This window comes from Pseudoalteromonas sp. S16_S37, from assembly GCF_014694405.1.
Classification (GTDB): Bacteria; Pseudomonadota; Gammaproteobacteria; order Enterobacterales; family Alteromonadaceae; genus Pseudoalteromonas.
On sequence record NZ_JAAUWV010000004.1, the window covers coordinates 111863 to 132781 of the forward strand.

The following is a 20919-nucleotide window of genomic DNA, read 5'->3' on the forward strand; positions in this document are numbered from 1 at the left end:
CGCCTCATTGCCTACCTTAAATTCTGCATTGTGAAAATTTACTCTGTTAATGTGTTCGTAAAGTAATGTAAAACTGATTGGTTTTGAATAGCTTGCTAAGCTATAACACGAGATAGATCCAACTGAGCATGGTTATACGTATTAACCACTTAGCATTATTTTTTTGGGAAACGCATGCAGTTACGTACTTTGATTTTGTTTTTTGCCTTGGTTGGCTGGTCCGCTGAGTCACATAGTAAAGAAGAACGACCGGCGACTATGGTTATTACTCAGCCAGTGCAATTTATTGCTGCCAAAGAGCAGATAACAGCTGTGGGTACAACAGAGGCTTGGCGTTCCATCGTTTTATATCCCGCAGTGGCTGACCGTGTAACCCATATCGGTTTTAAAAGTGGCGAGCGAGTTAATAAGGGGGACGTACTTTTTCAGCTTGATGATAGAAAAGAACAAGCACAAGCTTTGCAGGCAAAAATTCAATTAGAAAATGCAAAACGTGCGCTAGCAAGGTTGCAAGATAGCATCAAAAAAGGCGCCACTACGCAAAGTGCGCTGGATGATGCACAAACTGAGGTAGAACTTGCTCAGGTGAATCTGCTTCAGGCAACCAATGATATTCAAGATCACCGAGTCGTTGCGCCATTCTCTGGGGTTGTAGGGATCACGGATATTGAAGTGGGAGATTGGCTAACAAATCAAACAAGACTGGTGTCATTAGATGACCGCTCATCGCTATATGTTGATTTCAAGGCCCCAGAACATGCACTTGCAATGCTCAAAAACAGTAGTGAAATTAATGTGATCCCTTGGCATGACGAACAGGGTCTCCAACAAGCTAATATCGCTGATATTGACTCTCGCATTGACGACAAAACTCGGACTATTCGTGTTCGAGCATTATTGAAAAATGATGAGGATAGGTTCTTGCCTGGAATGAGCTTTAAAGTGATATTGACTGAATTTGGCAAACGCTATGCAAGTATTCCTGAAGCGGCACTGATGTGGGGACCAACGGGACCATATGTTTGGTTGTCACGCCAAGGCGCTGCAAAAAAAGTCGAAGTGCAAGTTGTGCAACGACAAGAGAACAAAGTGCTAGTTAAAGGTGATATTCAGCCTCAGGCAACGCTTGTGGTTGAGGGTGTTCAGCGATTACGTGAAGGCCAAAAAGTAACGTCACAACTTGCGAAGGCCCAATAATGTCTAACTCATTTTTGAATAACTCATTATCTGATTTGCCATCGTTGGCTATTCGCAGGCCCGTGCTTATAGTGGTTTTAAACTTACTGATTATTATTGCAGGTATTGCTGCGCTTGGCGGCGTTGAAGTGAGAGAGTTACCCGATGTAGATAGACCGCGTCTTACGGTAAGTGCGTCATTTCCCGGAGGCTCACCGGAAACGTTAGATACCGAGGTAACGAGCAAGCTCGAAGGGGCCGTTGCACGCGTATCAGGCGTTAAGTCAATTCGGGCGCAAAGTGAAGAGAACAACAGCCGCATTGTTGTTGAATTTAGACCTGGTACCAATATTGAAGATGCGGCAAACGAAACTCGAGAGTCGGTAAGTCGAGTGCAAAGGGAGTTGCCAAAAGAAGTTGAGCGGGTGTCCATTATAAAAGCAGATAATGACGCCCAAGGCGTGGTTAGCCTAACCGTCAGCAGTGACTCTTTAGACATGGAATCCCTCACTGCAAGAGTTGAGAGAGACTTGGCCCCGCAATTTTTAACTATTCCTGGTGTGGCGGATGTTCGACTCAATGGCGATCGAGAGCGGGTCCTGCGGGTGGCGCTTGACCCGTTGAAGTTAACAAGTTTTGGTCTGTCAGTTGCTGAAGTCGCAAAAGTGTTAGAGCAAGCACCATTCGATGTACCCGCGGGAAGTTTAAAATCATCTGATCAGCAGCTCATTGTAAGAGCTGATGCTACATCGATAACTGCAGCGCAAGTTCGCGATATCATGATTGACGAGCAAACGCGAATTGGTGATGTGGCGGCGGTATATTTTGGCCCAGCAGATGCGCGCAATATGGTGCGTTTAGATGGCAAACCGGTGATAAGTCTGGAAGTTATTAGGCAAGCACGTTCTAACACCATAGAAATTTCTGATGAAGTACTAAAACTGGTAGAAAGCCAAAAACTGCGCTTTCCAGAGTTAGCAATTCATGTCACACAAGATGATGCCCAGTTTATCCGAGGCTCGGTTGATGAAGTGTTGCAATCGTTGTTGATCACGATAGTACTGGTCGTCATAACACTATGGATATTCATAGGCTCATGGCGCGCAACCATAGTCCCTGCCATCGCGATTCCAATGTCATTAATGGGGTCGGTCGCAATCATTTGGCTACTTGGTTTTTCAATTAATATCCTGACATTACTTGCACTGGTATTAGCAACCGGTTTGATTGTGGATGATGCTATTGTTGTTAGTGAAAACATTCAAAGAAGGAAGTCTCAAGGCCTAGCCAGTCGCGCAGCCTCAGTACTGGGCACAAGAGAAGTCTTTTTTGCGGTGGTAGCAACGACAGCTGTGCTGGTCGCTGTATTTGTGCCTATCGCTTTTTTACCTTCAACCGCTGGGCGGCTATTTCGAGAGTTTGGAGGTGTGCTAGCGGGTGCTGTGATCATCTCTTCATTTGTAGCTTTATCGTTGGTGCCTGCATTAACTTCACGACTGCCTAAAAAGTCAAACAACAAGTTACTATTTGGATACATAGGTCGCAAATGCGCTGCCTGCTATGGGGTGATGATAGCTTGGGTATTAAAGCATGCTTGGTTAACGTTACTCATATGTTTGCTATGCGCCGGTTTATCAGGGCTTATGTATACTCAGTTAAAAAGTGAATTACTGCCGCAAGAGGACAGAGGAAACATTCGTATTTTTGCGCGAGGTCCCGACGGCGTGGGGCTGAACTTTATGGATAGGCAAGCTATGGCAATGGAGAACGTGCTTGCCCCTTACGTTGACCAACAGCAAATTTCGTCGGTATACACTGTTGTTGGCCAGTGGGACCCGAATATTGTTTTTATTACGGCGCCGCTAGTGGATTGGTCTGAACGCGAGCTTTCACAGCAGCAGATAATAAACAAGATTAGGGAACCGTTAGGTCAAATACCGGGTGCGCCTGCACGTGCCTTTGGTGCAAACAGTTTAAATCTTAGAGGACAAGGCGGGGGAATAGAGCTTGCGCTGCTTGGTGATAATTATTTGAATATTTTTAATGCTGCTCAAGAGTTTAGTGCACAGCTTGAACGCGCTTATCCACAATTTGGCAAAGCAGATATATCCTATCAGCCATCACAGCCTCAGTTGCGTGTTAACATTGATCGTCGTCGAGCTGAAGATTTGGGTGTGCAGTTGAGCGATATTGCGATCACTTTACGTGCGGCAATTAATGGTGATGATGTCGCAGATTTAAATGTGGGTGACCAGTCGATACCCATTATATTGCAAGCGCAAAATTACGAAATAAAAACGCCAGCAGATCTCGCTAATTTGTATGTTAAAAGTCAATATGGTCAATTGGTTCCGCTTTCAAGTTTAGCAAATTTAGCTGAAGAAGGTGTCGCCGCAGAATTAGAACGGTATGCGCAGCGCAGAGCCATAGAGCTCGACTTGGAACTACCAAATGGTATGGCAATGAGTGAGGCAGTAGAAATCATCAGGGCATTTTCCCATGAGACGCTTCCTGCAGGCATTGATTTAGCGTTTAAAGGAGAGGCCTTAACTTATCAAGAAACTGCTTATGAGGTGATGTTGACATACATTCTTGCCTTTTTAATTGTTTTGCTGGTGTTGGCAGCTCAGTTTGAGAGCGTAAATAGTGCAATGGTTGTTATGATCACAGTACCTTTTGGTATAGCTTCAGCCTTTGTTGCATTAAAAATCACAGGAACCAGCCTAAATATATATTCGCAAATTGGCCTAGTCATGCTGATTGGCTTGTTAGCGAAAAATGCAATATTGCTGGTGGAGTTTGCTGATCAGCTTCGTGACAAAGGCTATGAAGTGAGAGAGGCAATTTTAAACGCTGCCATGGTGAGATTGAGACCTATCGCGATGACGCTGTTTTCAACGTTATTGGGGTCTTTACCATTGATCCTGTCTGTTGGAGCTGGTGCGGAGGCACGAAATGCAATTGGTTGGGTCGTTTTTGGCGGTTTGGGGATCTCGGTGCTCTATACTTTGTTCCTTACGCCAGTTATCTATTTGGGGCTCGCTCGCTTTACCAAGCCAAGAGTTGATGAAAGCAAGCGCTTAGAAGCTGAATTAGAACAAGCTCACAGCAATCAATAATCACTGGCAAATTTTAATAGCTCAACTGAGTTGGTGGGTAGTTCGCCGCCAGCTCGTTGCGCTCCGCCAATTAGATAAATGCCTTCTTCAGTACTGATAGCACCTAAACCATGGCGGGTTGAGGTCATAGATATGGGCAGCGTTTGCCATTTGTCGCTGGCAAAATCATACTGCCAGATGTGTTTGAAGGTTTTACTATGCATCATAGTAATACCTGCGCGGTTGATGCTGTAGTTATATTGCTCACCGCCAAATACGTAAACTTTATTGTTGTGCTTTGCAGCCGCAATACCTGAAGATGCAAAAGGAGTGGGTGCCAATTCAAACCATTTGTCAGCATTTTTGTCATAAAAGTCGACCTGCGATTGATTTTGATGGCGCTTATCTTGAATCCGACCGCCGATCAGTAGGCAGCCCTTATCCATAGCCACACATGCTCCAGAGTTTCTCGCTAATGGTAAAGGTGCGGCTTGTTGCCATTGTTTGCCATCAAAAAATACATGATCGCTAATGTCAGCCAAACGGCCATATATTATTCCTCTGCCCGAAATTACATGCGCATGATTGTTAATGGTGGCATACCCAGCTTCAGCCTGAGGATTAGGCAAAGGGATGGAAGAGTGCCAATGATCATTCAAATCTGCAAGTAAGAACGTGTCCTTTCTCACTTGCCATGGATCTGCTTTACTCGCTGCAAAACCGCCTACTGCTAATACACCTTGTTGTGTGGTCAATAATCCTAAGTGGTGACGTTTAACAGGTAGCTGAGGACCTAAACGCCATGTTTGTTTGCGTAGATCAAATAAATAACAAGCTTTAGAAGCATCCATTGCGCCCATAGTGGCACTTTCAATGGGGCTTTGTTCAAGTGCACCTGCAATAACTAAATGCTCGTTAAATAGACATGGATAGAGCTCTTGTAGGTAATTAGGTAAACGAGGTTTATCGATCCAAACGGCTTTTTTGTGCTCAGAGTTTGCTAATAAACTAGGTGAGCTTGCCAATAGGGTCAATTGAACTAATTTGCGAATAAAAGCACGGCGTTCCATGTTTGTCCTTTTTAGGTACAAAGTGAAAAGATAGCAAATTTAGCGGTGTTTACAATAAGGTTTTGTCATGAATTGTAAACAAGCTGATGGGAGTGTTTGTTTAATGTTAAAAGTGAGTTTGGGATATAAAAAAGCCCACTTGGAGAAGTGGGCTATCGAAATACTTGTTATTAATTAAGCATTTTCAAGCGCTGTGCGTGCGTCAACATATTCCATATTGAAGCCTTCAGCAACTTCTTTACAAGTGATTTGACCGTTGATCACGTTCAAGCCATCCATAAAATGCTTGTCTTCAAGTAGTGCAGCTTTATAGCCTTTATTCGCTAACTTGATGATGTATGGTAGCGTTGCGTTATTCAATGCAAATGTTGAAGTGCGTGGCACTGCACCAGGCATGTTAGCAACACAGTAGTGAACAACGTCGTCAACAATGTAAGTAGGCTCAGCATGTGTTGTTGGCTTCGAAGTCGCAATACAGCCACCTTGGTCGATAGCAACGTCAACGATTGCAGCGCCAGGCTTCATCGCTTTGATGTGCTCAGCAGTTACTAATTTAGGCGCAGCAGCACCAGGAATTAGTACGCCACCAATTACAAGGTCAGCTTCTAATACGTGCTTCTCTAGCGCGTCAGCAGTTGAATATACCGCTTTAGCTTGGCTACCAAATTGTGCGTTAAGTGCGCGAAGTACATCAATGTTACGGTCAAGAATAGTAACATCTGCGCCTAGACCTACTGCCATTTGTGCTGCGTTACGGCCTACCATACCACCACCGATAACAACTACCTTTGCAGGTTCAACGCCTGGTACACCACCTAGTAGCATGCCGCGACCTTCGCGTGACTTCTCAAGTGCTTGTGCGCCTGCTTGGATTGACATACGGCCCGCAACTTCTGACATAGGTGCTAGAAGTGGTAAACCACCACGTGCGTCAGTCACAGTTTCATAAGCGATACAGATAGCTTTGCTCTTAACTAAGTCTTCTGTTTGTGGAAGATCAGGTGCTAGGTGTAGGTACGTGAATAACACTTGACCTTCACGTAACATCGCACGTTCAACGGCTTGAGGCTCTTTAACTTTTACTACCATATCTGCTTGTGCAAATATTTCTGCTGCTGTGTTTAGAACAGTAGCACCAACTTCAGCATAATCTTCATCAGTAAAACCGATACCAATACCTGCATTGGTTTCTACGATGACTTGGTGGCCGTGGTTAATTAGTTCACGAACACTCGCAGGAACCATACCTACGCGGTACTCGTGGTTTTTAATTTCTTTAGGTACACCGATAATCATAATAAATCGCCTCTAAAATAGAACGGGATAAAATTTTCGACTATTATATGTATGCCACACTAGCATGTCCTACCTTTTTACATGTCCTGAGTAGTGTTATATACTAATGTTTAATCTTAAACAGTAGAAAAAACTATCTAAAATGCACCAACAATTAGATCGAATCGACAGGAAAATATTAGTCGAATTACAAAAAGATGGGCGGATTTCGAATGTAGAACTGGCGCGCCGCATAGGTTTGAGCGCGACTCCGTGCTTAGAAAGGGTAAAAAAACTTGAGCGCGAAGGCTTTATTCGAGGTTATAAAGCGGTAGTGGATCCTGCTAAACTAGGTCAAGGGCTTCTCGTCTACGTAGAAATTACTATAAATAAGAACTCTCCTGATGTTTTCGATAGGTTTAATCAGGCCGTACGTCAGCATGACGAGATCATTGAGTGCCATTTAGTTTCGGGCAACTTCGACTTTTTACTTAAAACGCGTGTAACGGATATGTCTGAATACCGAGGTGTATTGGGAGAAATTTTATTAAAATTACCTAATGTCAGTGAAAGTCGCACTTATGTAGTGATGGAAGAAGTGAAAGGTGAAGAGGGTGAAATAATAAAACCCTATGCACCATGAGCCTTTTCTTGCTAAGGTGTGCCTAGTAAATTGCTAATAAAAGAACAAAAATAGAGGAAAACGCCAGTATGCGTCTAAATGGTGTACAACGCCTCCTTGAAACCGGATTAATCATCAGCACTGCAGCGGCCATTTTTATACTGTGTGCATTGATAAGCTTTGATCCCGCAGACCCTGCATGGTCACAAACAAGCGAATACGTTCAAGTCAATAATATTACCGGCTCTGCGGGTGCATGGGTTGCTGATATTCTATTGGTCAGTTTGGGCTGGCTTGCGTTTTTAGTGCCTGCCGCGATTCAAATTTTAGGTTATCTATTATTCAAAAAACCGCACAAAATTTTGCAGCTCGACTACACAACTTTGGGGTTGAGAGTGATCGGGTTAACTTTATTTGTAACGTCAGCAAGTGCTATTAGTAGTATCAATTTTGATGATATTTTCAGCGTGTCATCCGGTGGGGTAGTGGGTGATGTTGTTGCTGGTGCAATGATGCCTGCCTTTAACTTTACTGGCACATCTATTTTATTGCTGTGTTTTTTCTTTGCTGGCTTAACGCTATTAACAGGCGTTTCTTGGGTAGACTTTGTGGACTACCTAGGCGCAAAAGTTGTGCAATTTTTCAGGTGGCTCAAAGCTAAATTTGAACAACGTAATGAAAAAGTTGTTTCTGTACGTGACAATCAACAGCACTTATTATGCGAGACTGCAGAGCATTTTGACACTCAAGAGCAACCGCAAGTACAGATAGACGAGCAAATACAGCAACAGAATAAATCTAAACTATTGAGTTTAAAAGATAAACTCTTCTCATCTAACAATGAGCAAGCGGTAAGAGCTGATGATGAGTCATCAGTACAGCCGAATGTATTTGACGAGTTAGATGATATTTTGGATCAGGAAATCAACTTTTCTGCAATTGATGATGAAGGGTTTGATACTGCGTCAGCGCTTAACGCGCTAGATGAATCTGCTGCTATGCCTCAAGGTCCTAAAGAAACCACCGTAGTCTCACCAGCAAGACCACTAAAACCAAAGACAGAACAACCACAATCGACCTTTAAACCTGAGCCTTCGGCAAAAGAAAAATTTGAAGCCCTATTAGAAGAGCGTCCACCGATGGACCCACTTCCATCACTGGATTTGCTTGACCGACCAGATAAGCAAAAGAACCCAATTTCTAAAGAAGAATTGGATGCAGTTTCTCGCCTCGTAGAGGTAAAATTACTCGATTTTAATATTCAAGCGAGTGTTGTTGGGGTTTATCCTGGGCCCGTAGTAACCCGATTCGAACTAGATTTGGCTCCAGGTATCAAAGTGGCGAAAATTACCGGTCTTGCTAAAGACTTGGCGCGCTCGCTGTCAGCTGTAAGTGTACGTGTGGTTGAGGTTATTCCGGGCAAAACCTATGTAGGACTTGAGTTACCGAATAAGCATCGTGAAATAGTGCGTTTATCTGAAGTGATTAACGCGCCGAAGTTTGAACAAAACGCCTCTCCGCTCACCATGGTATTGGGTAAAGATATTGCAGGGCAGCCGGTTGTTGCTGACTTAGCTAAAATGCCTCATTTACTCGTGGCGGGTACTACCGGTTCGGGTAAGTCAGTTGGCGTTAATGTTATGATATTAAGCTTGCTGTACAAGTCACCACCTGAAGATGTGCGCATGATCATGATTGACCCAAAAATGTTGGAGCTTTCGGTATACGAAGGTATTCCTCATTTACTATGTGAAGTGGTCACTGATATGAAAGAGGCGGCCAACGCATTGCGTTGGTGTGTGGGGGAGATGGAACGTCGCTACAAGCTGATGTCAGCCTTGGGAGTGCGTAACTTAAAAGGTTACAACCAAAAAGTGTTAGATGCTAAGGCCGCTGGGCAGCCTATTCTTGACCCATTGTTTAAAGACACTGATGGCATGGCCGATGGCCCACAAGAATTAGATAAGTTGCCTAGCATCGTCGTTGTGATTGATGAATTTGCTGACATGATGATGATTGTTGGTAAAAAAGTTGAAGAGCTAATCGCACGTATTGCACAAAAAGCACGTGCAGCGGGTATCCACTTGGTACTTGCAACGCAGCGCCCATCAGTTGATGTAATCACTGGCTTAATTAAAGCCAACATACCAACTCGTATGGCGTTTCAGGTATCAAGTAAAATCGACTCAAGAACTATCTTAGATCAACAAGGTGCAGAAAACCTCCTCGGTATGGGTGATATGTTGTATCTACCATCAGGCACTAGTGTTCCGATACGTGTGCACGGCGCGTTTGTTGATGACCACGAAGTACACGCCGTGGTAAATGATTGGAAGGCAAGAGGCAAACCAAACTACATTGAAGAGATTTTATGCGGTGATGCCACCGAAGATATTTTATTGCCAGGCGAAGCACCTGAAGGAGGCGATGATGAATCAGATCCGCTGTACGATGAAGCGGTGGGTTTTGTTATCGAGTCAGGCAAAGTGTCGGTATCGAGCGTGCAGCGTAAGTTGCGCGTCGGTTACAACCGTGCGGCAAGGTTAGTAGAGCAAATGGAAGCGTCTGGTGTAGTCAGTGCACCAGGACATAACGGTGCTCGAGAAGTACTCGTACCAAGAGGTGGAGCAAATTAATGAAGTTTATAAATAAATTGACAAAATGTAGTGTACTGTTGTTTGGCTTAACCTTAAGTGTTAACGCTGTGGCAGATGCAGCGAGTGATTTAAAAGATAAGCTGAGCAATATTAATACTTTTGAAGCGCAGTTTTCACAAAGCGTATTGGATGAACAAGGGAATGTATTGCAACAAGGCGCAGGCAGAATAGCCCTTGCACATCCACTAAAAATTTACTGGCAACAGCTGCAGCCAGACGAAACTTTATTTGTCTCGGATGGTGATAAAACCTACTACTATGACATGTTTGCTGAGCAAGTGACGGTCATGAATACGGCGTCATTGATAGATACGACCCCATTTGTGTTATTGACTTCACGCGCTCAAGAGCAGTGGGCAAAGTATCAAGTGACTCAAACAGACGTGGGCTATCAAATAACGCCAAAAGATGGCGTTGAATCACAGGTTGAAATGTTGGAAATTGAATTTTCAGATAAGCTGAACTTACAAAGTGTGAGAGTAAAAGACGTTTCTGGACAAGTTTCTCGCTTTAGTTTTGAAAATGCTAAGTTGAACAATTCACTTGCCACAGACTTATTTAGCTTTGTTATACCCAAAGGGGTCATCGTTGATGATCAGACCCAAGGTGAGTGATAGCAGTGAGTAGTCTCGGTTTTGATTTTGCTCCTGATGTAAGACCTTTGGCCGCTCGTATGCGGCCAACTTGTTTGTCGCAATACATTGGTCAGCAACATATTTTAAGCGCCGAACAGCCACTTTATAAGGCAATTGAACAAGGCCGTTGCCATAGTTTGATTGTTTGGGGCCCCCCAGGAGTAGGTAAAACCACAATTGCAGAAGTCATTGCGCACCATGCACATGCTGACTTAACGAAACTCTCGGCCGTCACCTCTGGTGTTAAAGAAATACGCGAAGCCGTTTTGGAAGCAAAAAGCCGTTTATCCCAAGGTCGCAGAACACTGTTATTTGTCGATGAAGTTCATCGCTTTAATAAATCGCAGCAAGATGCATTTTTACCTTATATCGAAGATGGCACGTTTATTTTTATTGGTGCGACTACTGAAAATCCGAGTTTTGCTTTAAACAATGCAATTTTATCCCGAGCGCGCGTTTATACCTTAAAACCGTTAACCGACGATGAGCTAGTGAAGGTGCTCATTCGCGCATTAGAACAAGATGAACAACTGAGCAAGCTAGATATTTCTATCAGCGAACAAGCACTAGTGGCATTGGCAAAAGCCAGCTCAGGAGATGCCAGAAAGGCACTTAACCTGCTTGAGCAAGCCATTGATTTAGCGCAGCGAGTCGATAATCAGGTGATTATCGATGAACAAGTATTGCTACACGTTTTACCAAGTCATCTGGCTAAATACGATAAAGGTGGAGATCTTTATTACGATTTGATTTCTGCGTTTCATAAATCGGTAAGAGGAAGTAGCCCAGATGCGGCGTTATATTGGTATTGTCGTATTTTAGCTGGTGGCGGCGATCCGCTCTACGTCGCAAGGCGCTTGCTAGCTATAGCAACAGAAGACATCGGTAATGCCGATCCAAGAGCAATGCAAGTAGCGCTTAATGCATGGGATATCTACCAAAGAGTTGGGCCTAGCGAAGGAGAGCGAGCAATCGCTCAAGCCACCTTATATCTTGCCAGTGCGCCAAAAAGCAATGCGGTTTATATGGCATTTAATCAGGCAAAGCAAGATGCGATGAGCGATCCAGACTACGAGGTTCCTGTGCACCTTCGCAATGCGCCAACCAAGTTGATGAAAGAGCTTGGCTATGGAGATGAATATCGCTACGCACATAATGAGTCTGGTGCATTTGCTGCGGGAGAAAACTACTTTCCCGAACAAATCAAAGACAGACAATATTATCAACCTACGGATCGCGGTTTAGAAAAGCAAATTAAAGCAAAGTTGGAGTATCTGCAGCAACAGAACCAACAAAGTGACCTAAAAAGATATTAAAAATGATTAAAATGTACCTAACAATAGCTTTTGGCGGCGCACTTGGTGCCTGTTTGCGGTTTTTCATTAACGATATAATGCTAAAACTCTTGGGTAAGGGATTCCCTTTTGGTACATTGACCGTTAATATTCTTGGTTCACTGTTAATGGGCATTCTTTACGGTTTAATAGAAAAACAAATTATTACCGTCAGCCCCGCCAAGACCTTAGTGGGGATTGGTTTTCTGGGCGCATTAACAACGTTTTCAACATTTTCGATGGACTCTGTGCTGTTACTGCAGCAGGGTCAGTTTTTGAAAATGGCTCTTAATGTCACACTCAACGTGGTTGTGTGTATTTTTATGGCTTGGTTGGGCCTTTGCTTGGTCATGCAAAAAGGTTAAAAATAGCAAATGTTAGATTCAAAATACTTACGTCAAGACATTGCAGAAGCAGCGGCACGCTTAGCGAAGCGTGGCTTTGATCTGGATGTTGAAGCAATCAACGCGCTGGAAGAAAAGCGCAAGGCATTACAAACTCAAACTCAAGAATTACAAAGTGAGCGTAACAGCCGTTCCAAAGCTATCGGTCAAGCAAAAGCAAAAGGTGAAGACGTACAACCTTTGTTAGATGCTGTTGCCAACCTTGGTGATCAACTTGCAGCTGCTAAAGCTGAGCAAGACAGTATTCTTGCGCAATTGAATGATATTGCTATGTCATTACCAAACTTGCCAGCTGACGATGTACCAGAAGGCAAAGATGAAAATGACAATGTTGAAGTATTAAAGTGGGGTGAGCCTAAGCAATTTGACTTTGAAGTTAAAGATCACGTTGATTTAGGCGAAGCGCTAGGAAAAGGTCTTGATTTTGAGACTGGCGTTAAATTAAGCGGTTCACGTTTTACCGTAATGCGTGGCGGTATCGCGCGCATGCATCGTGCTCTTGTTCAGTTTATGCTAGATACACATGCAGATAAAAATGGTTATACAGAAATGTATGTACCTTATCTTGTGAATAAAGACAGTTTGTTTGGTACAGGTCAGCTTCCTAAATTTGCTGAAGACCTGTTCCACACCAAAGGTCTGGTGAGTGACGAAGGCGTTGAACAGGACGGCTTTAGCTTAATTCCAACTGCTGAAGTACCATTAACAAACTGTGCGCGTGATGAAATTTACGATGAGAAAGACTTACCAATTCGGATGACGGCACACACCCCATGTTTTAGAAGTGAAGCGGGCAGCTATGGTCGTGACACGAGAGGTCTTATTCGCCAGCATCAATTTGATAAAGTTGAATTAGTACAGCTTGTTAAACCTGAAGATTCAATGGCAGCCCTTGAAGAGCTAACAGGCCATGCTGAGCAAATTCTTCAAGCACTAGAACTCCCATATCGTAAAGTAGTGCTATGTACTGGTGATATGGGCTTTGGGGCCACTAAAACTTACGATTTAGAAGTGTGGCTACCTGCACAAAACACTTATCGTGAGATCTCATCATGTTCGAATATGTGGGACTTCCAAGCGCGTCGCATGCAAGCGCGTTTCCGTCGCCAAGGTGAGAAAAAACCAGAGTTGCTACATACACTTAATGGTTCTGGTTTAGCTGTTGGTCGTACTTTAGTCGCTATCTTAGAGAATTATCAACAAGCAGATGGCAGTGTAGTTGTTCCTTCAGTGCTTCGTCCATATATGGGCGGATTAGAAGTGATCAAATAAGCTATAACTTGATCTCAATAAAGCGCCCGCAATATAGCGGGCGTTTTGCTTTTCGCATTTTAATTAATCGTAACCTCAAAGTGCGATTGTGCACAGATTTCATTGCTCGCAAATTCAATATATCCGCATATCCCACATTCTACACTTGTGGAGGAGGATTTAAGCACCAGGTTTCCTTCAAAAAAGCCTTGCTCTTTTATTGAACTGTTAATCTTATCGGCAGGAATGAATACTTCCAATGTACTGTTTGTGTTTACAGAGATGGGATCTAGTGTCGTATTTCTTGCGACATAGAATTGTAAAGTTTGTGCCTGAGCACTTCTGTTTTTTATCGTAACTGATACGCCTATCGGTGCGGTGTCACAACTATACTGAATAATTGAATTAGTAAAACAGGCAGTAAATAGCGTCCTTTCACAACTGGCTCCTTTATCCTTTAATGCTATTTCCATGAAACCTTAGGTTGAAATGCTGTACAAAGGAATATAAGCAAAATGGGATGTATAGAAAATGAATACAAATTTATTAGCGGAAAAACCAACGAACCGATGCGCTCGTTGGTTAGCTAGAGAAATAGGTGATTTGTTTTTAGAAATGGAACTCGTGAACTGAGTATGTATGTTCTTGGCCATCGCAATCGGTGGCAATTGCACTTGTCGGTTTGAAGTCACTTCCGATAAACCATTTTGCAGTCATACGTGAACCATCAGGGCAATAGTCACCTACTGTATGTGCTTCGTAACGACCTGCTGCGATGTCAGCGGGCTCATTTTTATTCCAATATAAGCGTACTTCATTGTGCGGTGGGATACCTGCAATTTGCTTGTAATAGACTTTCATGGGGTGCCAGCGAGTGACTAGTCCGCCGCATGATGCTGATTGGCACTTGAGATATACGAAGCTATATGAGTGTTTTAGTACTCCGTCATCGCTTGAATTGGCCATTGCTGAACCTGACAGTAGCCCAAGAGAGAGTATTGAAGTTGCGAGTAGAGTTTTCATATTCTTATCCTTGTGTTTATAGTTTTTGCTCGCGCATATGCAGCGCCCCTACTTTTTAATGTTTATTTTTTGTTTTAAAAATGTTTTACATGTAAATGTTTGTGTATTCTTCCTATTCAAATAGTTGGCCGTCCCTTTTAATGGAATTATCAAATAGATGTCGTGAAGTTTTACGACTTTCAAAAAGCCTCTATTTGACTGATTTAATGTTGATTAGTGGGTCAGGCACAGTTCTTTAAAAGAAAGTCTCTGTTGCATGTTGCTATGCAATACTCTTTTACAAATCATTTGTCAGCTTTACGCCTATATCGCTTTAGAGTGCAATGCAAGTGCATAAGCTGTGTTTGTTATTTAGCTGCTCAGTTTTATACTTAGTTTGAAATTAAAAGGTAAGAACATGCACGACGAAGTACAAGTGGCTTCTCCATGTATACGTCATTGCTGTTTGGATGGTGATGACGTGTGTGTGGGTTGTTATAGAACATTGTCAGAGATATTGGACTGGAGTTATTGTAACTCTAAAGAACGCCAACAAATTCTCGCGCGCTGCAAACAAAGAAAAATAAAGGGTAACAGGAATACAAATTGCGGCGGAAAACAATGAGTCAGCTTTCTAATGGCTAAAGTGGCAACCTGTGCAACATAGTTGGAAATCGAGTAACGGACTTTCACCGAACGGAGATTGAACACTTGTGACTTTTATGTCTCGTCTTTAGCAATTGCGCTTATGTACTATACTTTTTGTCAAAATATTCACTCACTAAGTGTTATATGGCCTCATTGCGCACCGTTTTGATAATACCTCTCTTCATTTGTAAGCCAGTGCTCGCCGGCCCCAGCGAAGACTCATTGGATATATTTTCACTTGCAGTTGAAGAGTTACAGCAGCTAGAGGTTACGGTTGCTGCACGTAAAAGCGAGCCTTGGCTAGCTTCTTCTGGCACAGTCTACGTAGTTAGTCGTTCTGATATCGAAAACTACGGTTGGCGGGATCTAAAAGAAATACTCGCCAGCATTCCTAACATGGACTACTTCTACCAATGGAGCTGGTTGCCCGGTGGGCAAAGAGGGTTTACCGGTAACATGTCGGGCACTTTGATGTTAATAGATGGTCGGGAAGTGCAAAATTTGCTCGCAAACGAAGCATTTATAATGAACAACTTTCCATCTAGCAGAATTGAGCGCGTTGAAGTATTGCAAGGGCCAAACTCTACGCTGTATGGAGGTAATGCAGCACAGGGAGTTATTAACGTAATAACGCGATTAGAGCGCGATGAAAACGAGCTTCACGTGCTAGGGGGCGAAGTTGGCACTCGGCATGGTCATTTATTGTTAAATCACAAAAATGGTGATTTTTCTGCTTCACTCAGTGCCAGTTATTTTGAAAGTGATCAAGACTATCAACAGCTCAGAGAGTTTGTGATGAACACCTCAGAGTTTAGTCGCAGTAGCAAAGACAGACTTCGAAACCTAGACCCTAATGCATTTAGAAACAACGAACAAAACTACACATTAGACACAAAGCTTAGCTATCAAAGTTTATATTTTGGTGCAAATATCAGTCGAGCTGAGAATGTCAGCGGTATTGAGGCGGTTACCTATGATTATATCACCGGCGATGATTCAAGGCGTGGATATGCCAATTACTACTTGGGCAAAAACATAGCTGTAAACGCTCAGTGGCAAGGCAATGTTGAATTAAGTTATTTTCGTGAATACAAAGAAAAAGACCGATTGACCACCATAGTGCCTGAAGGCGCAACTCGATACAAAGATCTTATCCAATACAATGAGCGTGAAGACATTGGCCCATCAGACCGCGTAAGGTTTACAACCCAGTGGCAATATAACGTGAATGAAAGTGCAGACTTTATATTTGGCTATGATGGTTGGCGAACAGTGATAGGGCGAAAAATAAAGTACCGAGATGTTAATGGTGACATTGTGTTATTCACGCCAGCAGAATGGGCAAAGGAAAAAGAAAAATCTACCAAGCATGCGGTGTACGCTCAATATTCTAAAACATTTATGTGGGATACAAGGAGCTTAAAGTTGAGCGCTGGATTGCGTTACAACCAGCAAGATTTCACTAATTCTGCCTACTTGCCAAGGGCGAGCTTGGTTTATCAAAGTGATGAATCGCAAGCGATCAAGTTAACCTATGGAGAGGCGTTTAGACCGCCGACGATATTTGAGTTCGACTTAGTAGTTGACGATGAACTCGAGTCTCAAACGATGCAAATGACCGAGCTAAACTGGAGTAAGAGCTTTGTTTTCAAAGACATCAAGTTTGCAAGTATCGCCGCGCTTTATCATATGAAAGCCGAAAACTTCTATGAAAAAATACTCGATCCGACCAGAGGTATATGGCAGACCGAAATCACTGGTGAGCATCGCATTTATGGGCTTGAAACACAGCTCAAATTTCAAGCCCGTAATTGGCAAGGTCAATTAAGTTATAGATATATCAAGCCAGATGAGGAGCGTGTTGGCACAGAATCGCAGATACTCGATGTGCCCAAATACAAGCTCAAGTTTGGTTTAGTTTACCGCTTGAATGATACATGGCGTATCGCAGGGTTTGCCGATCATTGGGCTGCAACCTATACAGAATCGAACGTGCTTTCGGGAAAAAATACGGGAATTGAAAAGATAGATGCATGGACCACCTTGAATATGCACCTTTTTAAGCAAACAGAACGTTTCTCATATGGTATTTATATCGAAAATGTTTTTGATACTGAGTACTTTCACAGCAATGGTAGAGGAACATCCCCCACAAAATATTTGCAAGCACCAAGAAATATTCGTTTGCAATTTAGCTATAAATTTTAGTGCTTGCTGGGCAGGCATATAATGCCTGCGTAGTGTTTTCTAAATTATTTCCCTTTCCTGTGGACACGCTGCTGCATAAACGACAGAATTTTACTCGAAATGACGTCTAAATCTTCTTCTAGCGCAAAGTGGCCGGTATCGAGAATATTGAAATCAATGTTTTTCAAGTCTCGTTTGTATGGGTGAGCACCTTCCTCAGGGAAGATATAATCACCTTTACCCCATACCAACAGTGTAGGCGGTTGATGTGTTCTAAAGTACTTTTGCCAAGCTGGGTAGAGTGCAGGGTTGGTACCATATGAATAAAACAGTTCTAACTGAATTTCTTTGTTTCCAGGTCTATCTAGAAATGCTTGGTCTACAAGCCAGTTATCTGGACTAATCATTTCACTATTACGAACACCATTTGTATACTGCCATTTAGTTGCGTCAATAGTTAACAAGACATCGGCAAGAGCTTGCTTGTTTGCATCGCTTTTATCAGCCCAATACTGTCTAATAGGTTGCCAAAAATCACGTAACCCCTCGTCATAAGCATTACCATTTTGAATAATTAACCCTTCGATTTTTTCAGGATTAGCTTGGGCTATTCTAAAGCCAATTGGCGCGCCGTAATCCATAACATACATAGTAAATTTATCAACACCAACTTGGTTTAAAAAATGCTCGGTGATCTTTGCCAGATTGTCAAAGCTATATTCAAATTCATTCACTGCCGGCATTGAGCTATTGCCAAACCCAGGGTAGTCAGGAGCGATAACATGATAATTATCAGCAAGTTTAGGAATTAAATTTCTGTACATATGTGAAGATGTAGGGAAACCGTGTAGTAGAACTATCGTTGGGTCACTTTTATCTCCTGCTTCACGATAAAAAATGGTTTGTTTGTCTACTTCAATGGTTTTGTGGTAAGTCGGTGTAGCGTGCGCATAGCTCATACCAATCGCCAGGGCTGCGGTTGCTAAAGAGATGTTCTTCTTGATCTGTTTAAGATAATTAGTTGGTGTAAAGTGACTCATCATCATGTTTCCTATTAAAAAATAACCTAGTGTTTATATATGTGCTCAGCTTTGTTGAGCAGATGAATGCATTATGAGACTTTCTGTTTTGGTGATAAATAGCGTAAAATGGAACTAACTATCTTCATATTGTTGACAATGGGTGCGGTATGGACACAATTGATGGACTAAAAGCGGTGGTTGCTGTCGCGCAAACCAATTCTTTTACATTGGCAGGTGAGCGCCTTGGGTTATCAAAATCTTTAGTGAGTAAGTACGTCAGCCAACTAGAACATCAGGTTAATATTCGTTTGTTTAACAGAACAACAAGACGAGTATATCTTACTGAGTCTGGTACGCAGTTTTACCAGTACGCGATTGTTTTACTTGAACAATATCAGGAGATGCTTGATATCACTCAAGCCGTGCATGGCTCACTCAGTGGGACCCTAAAAATTAGCGCACCTTTCGCGTTAGGTGAAACCAAGCTCGCGCAAATCCTGCCTGATTTTATGAACGTGCATCCTGAACTTAACGTGGAGTTAAGTATGTCAAATACCGCCGTCAATATGGTGGAAGAGGGAATAGATGTTCGATTGAGAGTCGGCCAGCTTAACGACTCTTCCTTAATTGCGAGAAAAATCGCGAGCTATCCTTTGGTGATCTGCGCTTCTGCAGATTATTTGACGGACAAGATGGTTATTCAAGTGCCAGAAGATTTAGCGTATCACACTTGTATTGTTGACAGTAATTACAAAATTGCGGCTTTATGGCCTTTTAAACATAAGCAAACAAAAGCACAACACCTTGTTGAAGTAAAATCGAAACTCAGTGTAAACAGCCCAAGTGCGGCGAGGGAAATCGCCATCAATAGCGGCGGCATTATTGTCTGTCCAATCTTTGTTGTTGAAGAAGCGATTGAAAAAGGCGAGTTAGAAAGGTTGTTACCAGGGTATGACATCATGCAGTTTGATCTTCATGCCGTGTACCCACATCGTGAGTATGTGGCTAGGAAAGTACAAGTCTTTATCGAGTTTTTGAAAACACAACTCGCATGAAAAAGGTTCTTTAAGTAGTTTCAAAGAGAGTTTTGGTAATAGTGTCGAATCAGTATAGCACTAACCATTATGCTTACAGGTAGTTCAAGCCGTCATAATGTGTCTCTAGAATAGTAAAAATAACAATCTTAATTTGATAGGGAAACAAACAATGAATAACAAACATCACCTTCAAGATTTATTGGAAGCCAACTTGAAAAGAGTAACAGGCGCAGGTCCGATTGATAATTTATCTAAGTTAGCCGGACAAGACGCTACAGAAGTGAGTTCTAACCCAAGCGGACCAGCGCAGATAGGTGCCGCCGCGACCCTACAAGGCAATTCTGTAGGTGTTGGTTCGCAAACTGGTACAGGTTCAGATCATGATATTGGGCATAAAGTACAACAAAATCCTTAAGTAAGCCCATAAGTTGGCAAACAGATAAATGACGTATTGCAATGAGAGCTCCAATATTGATTGGGGCTTTTTTGTTCTTATACGTACACAAAATATGCGTCTATTATGTTTAAGTCGGATGGCGCTTCGCTTATGCCGATCTACGTTCTAAAAAAGATGTTGTACGATTAAGAGTGGAGAGATATATGACATTAGTTGTTGCCCATCAAGATGATAATAATGTTTTGCGATTAATTGCTGATATGAGGATTAACGATGAAAGAGCTTTCGCTGAATCTAGAAACACTATCTATAAAAGTAAAATAAAGGCAATCGTTCTTCATCCAAAAATTGCATTCGCATATGCTAATAAAGTAGCGCCAGCAGAAGAAGCTATTAAACAGCTTTTTAAAGATCTGATTAATATGAATAATGTACCCATCAGCAGGGTTTGCCAAGTGTTGATGCATTTTCATCAAGAGAGTAATAAAGATACGGATTTTTTGATATGTGACGGGTTTAATAATGAGATCTTGCAGATTAAAGATGGGGAACTTAATGGGAGTGGGCGGTATATAGGCGATCACTTTGGCTTTGAAAAATATCAGGAACAGTTCATTACTAGCAGCGACAGCCATCTAAATACAAAAATGTTAGATTCAATGAATGCCGTAATTCATAATACTTCTGTGGATAGTGTGGGAGGTTACGAAACATTGGTGACTAACAAAGAGGCATATGGATTTCAATATGCTGAAGTTGCTCTTGTGCATAGAGAGCGAGAAAAAACCATAGACATCCCGGAGAAAGGTGCGAAGGTGTTAGTACCATTTGGGACTGTAGAAGAAGGAACTGGGTCAATTCTTCAATTTGCTGGTTGTTGTATAAGGCGGGAGTACTTAAGAGCGACAGGGTTTTACTCAACAGGTACGACTAAGGGTCTATTATTTTTGCCATGGATTTCAATTGACCCTTTGATAGTTCAGTGTTCGGATGGAAAGAGCTTCATTGAAAACTCAAGAAAAGAATATGGTGTTGGGCTAAATGGCTTTGATTATGACGGAAAATATGGGCTGGTTAGGATTAGTAGTTTTAAGTGAGGTAAAT

General features: G+C 42.5%; 17 protein-coding genes. 13 read left to right on the forward strand and 4 right to left on the reverse strand.

Going from position 1 to position 20919, the window contains the following annotated elements; translation table 11 throughout:
• Positions 1-174: 174 nt before the first annotated feature.
• Positions 175-1197, forward strand: coding sequence for an efflux RND transporter periplasmic adaptor subunit (locus tag HC733_RS03615; protein WP_238937420.1), 1023 nt, complete (start codon positions 175-177; stop codon positions 1195-1197).
• Complete coding sequence (locus HC733_RS03620; RefSeq protein ID WP_190363688.1) at positions 1197-4295, forward strand: efflux RND transporter permease subunit; 3099 nt, start codon at positions 1197-1199, stop codon at positions 4293-4295. Before HC733_RS03615 ends, HC733_RS03620 begins: the two co-directional genes overlap by 1 nt.
• Here HC733_RS03620 and HC733_RS03625 read toward each other — a convergent pair.
• Positions 4289-5344 carry a Kelch repeat-containing protein gene (locus HC733_RS03625; RefSeq protein WP_190363689.1) on the reverse strand — a complete coding sequence of 352 codons (1056 nt, stop codon included), beginning with the start codon at positions 5342-5344 and terminating at the stop codon, positions 4289-4291. The two genes, HC733_RS03620 and HC733_RS03625, sit on opposite strands and share 7 nt — an antisense overlap.
• A 174-nt stretch (positions 5345-5518) precedes the next feature.
• Positions 5519-6640, reverse strand: coding sequence for an alanine dehydrogenase (gene ald, locus HC733_RS03630; RefSeq protein ID WP_190363690.1), 1122 nt, complete (start codon positions 6638-6640; stop codon positions 5519-5521).
• A gap of 142 nt (positions 6641-6782) precedes the next feature.
• On the opposite strand from ald, the gene lrp reads away from it, so the two are divergent.
• From lrp to serS, 6 genes are all read left to right on the forward strand, one after another.
• Complete coding sequence (gene lrp, locus HC733_RS03635; RefSeq protein ID WP_190363691.1) at positions 6783-7262, forward strand: leucine-responsive transcriptional regulator Lrp; 480 nt, start codon at positions 6783-6785, stop codon at positions 7260-7262.
• A gap of 68 nt (positions 7263-7330) precedes the next feature.
• Positions 7331-9877, forward strand: coding sequence for a DNA translocase FtsK (locus tag HC733_RS03640; RefSeq protein WP_190363692.1), 2547 nt, complete (start codon positions 7331-7333; stop codon positions 9875-9877).
• Positions 9877-10512 carry an outer membrane lipoprotein chaperone LolA gene (gene lolA, locus HC733_RS03645; RefSeq protein WP_190363693.1) on the forward strand — a complete coding sequence of 212 codons (636 nt, stop codon included), beginning with the start codon at positions 9877-9879 and terminating at the stop codon, positions 10510-10512. Before HC733_RS03640 ends, lolA begins: the two co-directional genes overlap by 1 nt.
• Before the next feature lie 5 nt (positions 10513-10517).
• Positions 10518-11849, forward strand: a complete 1332-nt coding sequence (locus tag HC733_RS03650) for an AAA family ATPase (protein ID WP_190363694.1) — start codon at positions 10518-10520, stop codon at positions 11847-11849.
• A 2-nt stretch (positions 11850-11851) separates the two neighbouring features.
• Positions 11852-12232 (forward strand): fluoride efflux transporter CrcB, encoded by a 381-nt coding sequence (crcB, locus tag HC733_RS03655; RefSeq protein ID WP_190363695.1) that lies wholly within the window; start codon positions 11852-11854, stop codon positions 12230-12232.
• A gap of 9 nt (positions 12233-12241) precedes the next feature.
• Entirely contained in the window at positions 12242-13543 is a 1302-nt protein-coding gene (gene serS / locus HC733_RS03660) for a serine--tRNA ligase (protein ID WP_190363696.1), read from the forward strand.
• Between the two features lie 588 nt (positions 13544-14131).
• Here serS and HC733_RS03665 read toward each other — a convergent pair.
• Positions 14132-14545 carry a hypothetical protein gene (locus tag HC733_RS03665; RefSeq protein WP_190363697.1) on the reverse strand — a complete coding sequence of 138 codons (414 nt, stop codon included), beginning with the start codon at positions 14543-14545 and terminating at the stop codon, positions 14132-14134.
• Positions 14546-14942: 397 nt separating this feature from the next.
• On the opposite strand from HC733_RS03665, the gene HC733_RS03670 reads away from it, so the two are divergent.
• Both HC733_RS03670 and HC733_RS03675 read left to right on the forward strand, forming a co-directional pair.
• Entirely contained in the window at positions 14943-15149 is a 207-nt protein-coding gene (locus HC733_RS03670; protein ID WP_190363698.1) for a DUF1289 domain-containing protein, read from the forward strand.
• A 245-nt stretch (positions 15150-15394) separates the two neighbouring features.
• A complete protein-coding gene (locus tag HC733_RS03675) occupies positions 15395-17380 on the forward strand; it encodes a TonB-dependent receptor plug domain-containing protein (protein WP_190363699.1) in 1986 nt (661 codons plus the stop codon).
• Between the two features lie 44 nt (positions 17381-17424).
• Here the strand turns inward: HC733_RS03675 and HC733_RS03680 are convergent, their stop codons facing one another.
• On the reverse strand, positions 17425-18405 hold the full coding sequence (locus HC733_RS03680) for an alpha/beta fold hydrolase (RefSeq protein ID WP_238937421.1): 981 nt from the start codon (positions 18403-18405) through the stop codon (positions 17425-17427).
• A gap of 143 nt (positions 18406-18548) precedes the next feature.
• Between HC733_RS03680 and HC733_RS03685 the strand changes: the two genes are divergently transcribed.
• The 3 genes from HC733_RS03685 (at position 18549) to HC733_RS03695 (ending at position 20912) form a co-directional block, all read left to right on the forward strand.
• A complete protein-coding gene (locus tag HC733_RS03685) occupies positions 18549-19436 on the forward strand; it encodes a LysR family transcriptional regulator (protein ID WP_190363700.1) in 888 nt (295 codons plus the stop codon).
• A 151-nt stretch (positions 19437-19587) separates the two neighbouring features.
• A complete protein-coding gene (locus HC733_RS03690; protein ID WP_190363701.1) occupies positions 19588-19833 on the forward strand; it encodes a hypothetical protein in 246 nt (81 codons plus the stop codon).
• A 185-nt stretch (positions 19834-20018) separates the two neighbouring features.
• Entirely contained in the window at positions 20019-20912 is an 894-nt protein-coding gene (locus HC733_RS03695) for a hypothetical protein (protein WP_190363702.1), read from the forward strand.
• Positions 20913-20919 lie beyond the last annotated feature (7 nt).

What these genes read in the sequence shown, in the direction of transcription:
- HC733_RS03615 (WP_238937420.1), top strand. Translation starts at nt 175, where the DNA reads ATGCAGTTACGTACTTTGATTTTGTTTTTTGCCTTGGTTGGCTGGTCC.
- HC733_RS03620 (WP_190363688.1), top strand. Translation starts at nt 1,197, where the DNA reads ATGTCTAACTCATTTTTGAATAACTCATTATCTGATTTGCCATCGTTG.
- HC733_RS03625 (WP_190363689.1), bottom strand. Translation starts at nt 5,344, where the DNA reads ATGGAACGCCGTGCTTTTATTCGCAAATTAGTTCAATTGACCCTATTG.
- ald (WP_190363690.1), bottom strand. Translation starts at nt 6,640, where the DNA reads ATGATTATCGGTGTACCTAAAGAAATTAAAAACCACGAGTACCGCGTA.
- lrp (WP_190363691.1), top strand. Translation starts at nt 6,783, where the DNA reads ATGCACCAACAATTAGATCGAATCGACAGGAAAATATTAGTCGAATTA.
- HC733_RS03640 (WP_190363692.1), top strand. Translation starts at nt 7,331, where the DNA reads ATGCGTCTAAATGGTGTACAACGCCTCCTTGAAACCGGATTAATCATC.
- lolA (WP_190363693.1), top strand. Translation starts at nt 9,877, where the DNA reads ATGAAGTTTATAAATAAATTGACAAAATGTAGTGTACTGTTGTTTGGC.
- crcB (WP_190363695.1), top strand. Translation starts at nt 11,852, where the DNA reads ATGATTAAAATGTACCTAACAATAGCTTTTGGCGGCGCACTTGGTGCC.
- serS (WP_190363696.1), top strand. Translation starts at nt 12,242, where the DNA reads ATGTTAGATTCAAAATACTTACGTCAAGACATTGCAGAAGCAGCGGCA.
- HC733_RS03665 (WP_190363697.1), bottom strand. Translation starts at nt 14,545, where the DNA reads ATGAAAACTCTACTCGCAACTTCAATACTCTCTCTTGGGCTACTGTCA.
- HC733_RS03670 (WP_190363698.1), top strand. Translation starts at nt 14,943, where the DNA reads ATGCACGACGAAGTACAAGTGGCTTCTCCATGTATACGTCATTGCTGT.
- HC733_RS03680 (WP_238937421.1), bottom strand. Translation starts at nt 18,405, where the DNA reads ATGATGATGAGTCACTTTACACCAACTAATTATCTTAAACAGATCAAG.
- HC733_RS03685 (WP_190363700.1), top strand. Translation starts at nt 18,549, where the DNA reads ATGGACACAATTGATGGACTAAAAGCGGTGGTTGCTGTCGCGCAAACC.
- HC733_RS03690 (WP_190363701.1), top strand. Translation starts at nt 19,588, where the DNA reads ATGAATAACAAACATCACCTTCAAGATTTATTGGAAGCCAACTTGAAA.
- HC733_RS03695 (WP_190363702.1), top strand. Translation starts at nt 20,019, where the DNA reads ATGACATTAGTTGTTGCCCATCAAGATGATAATAATGTTTTGCGATTA.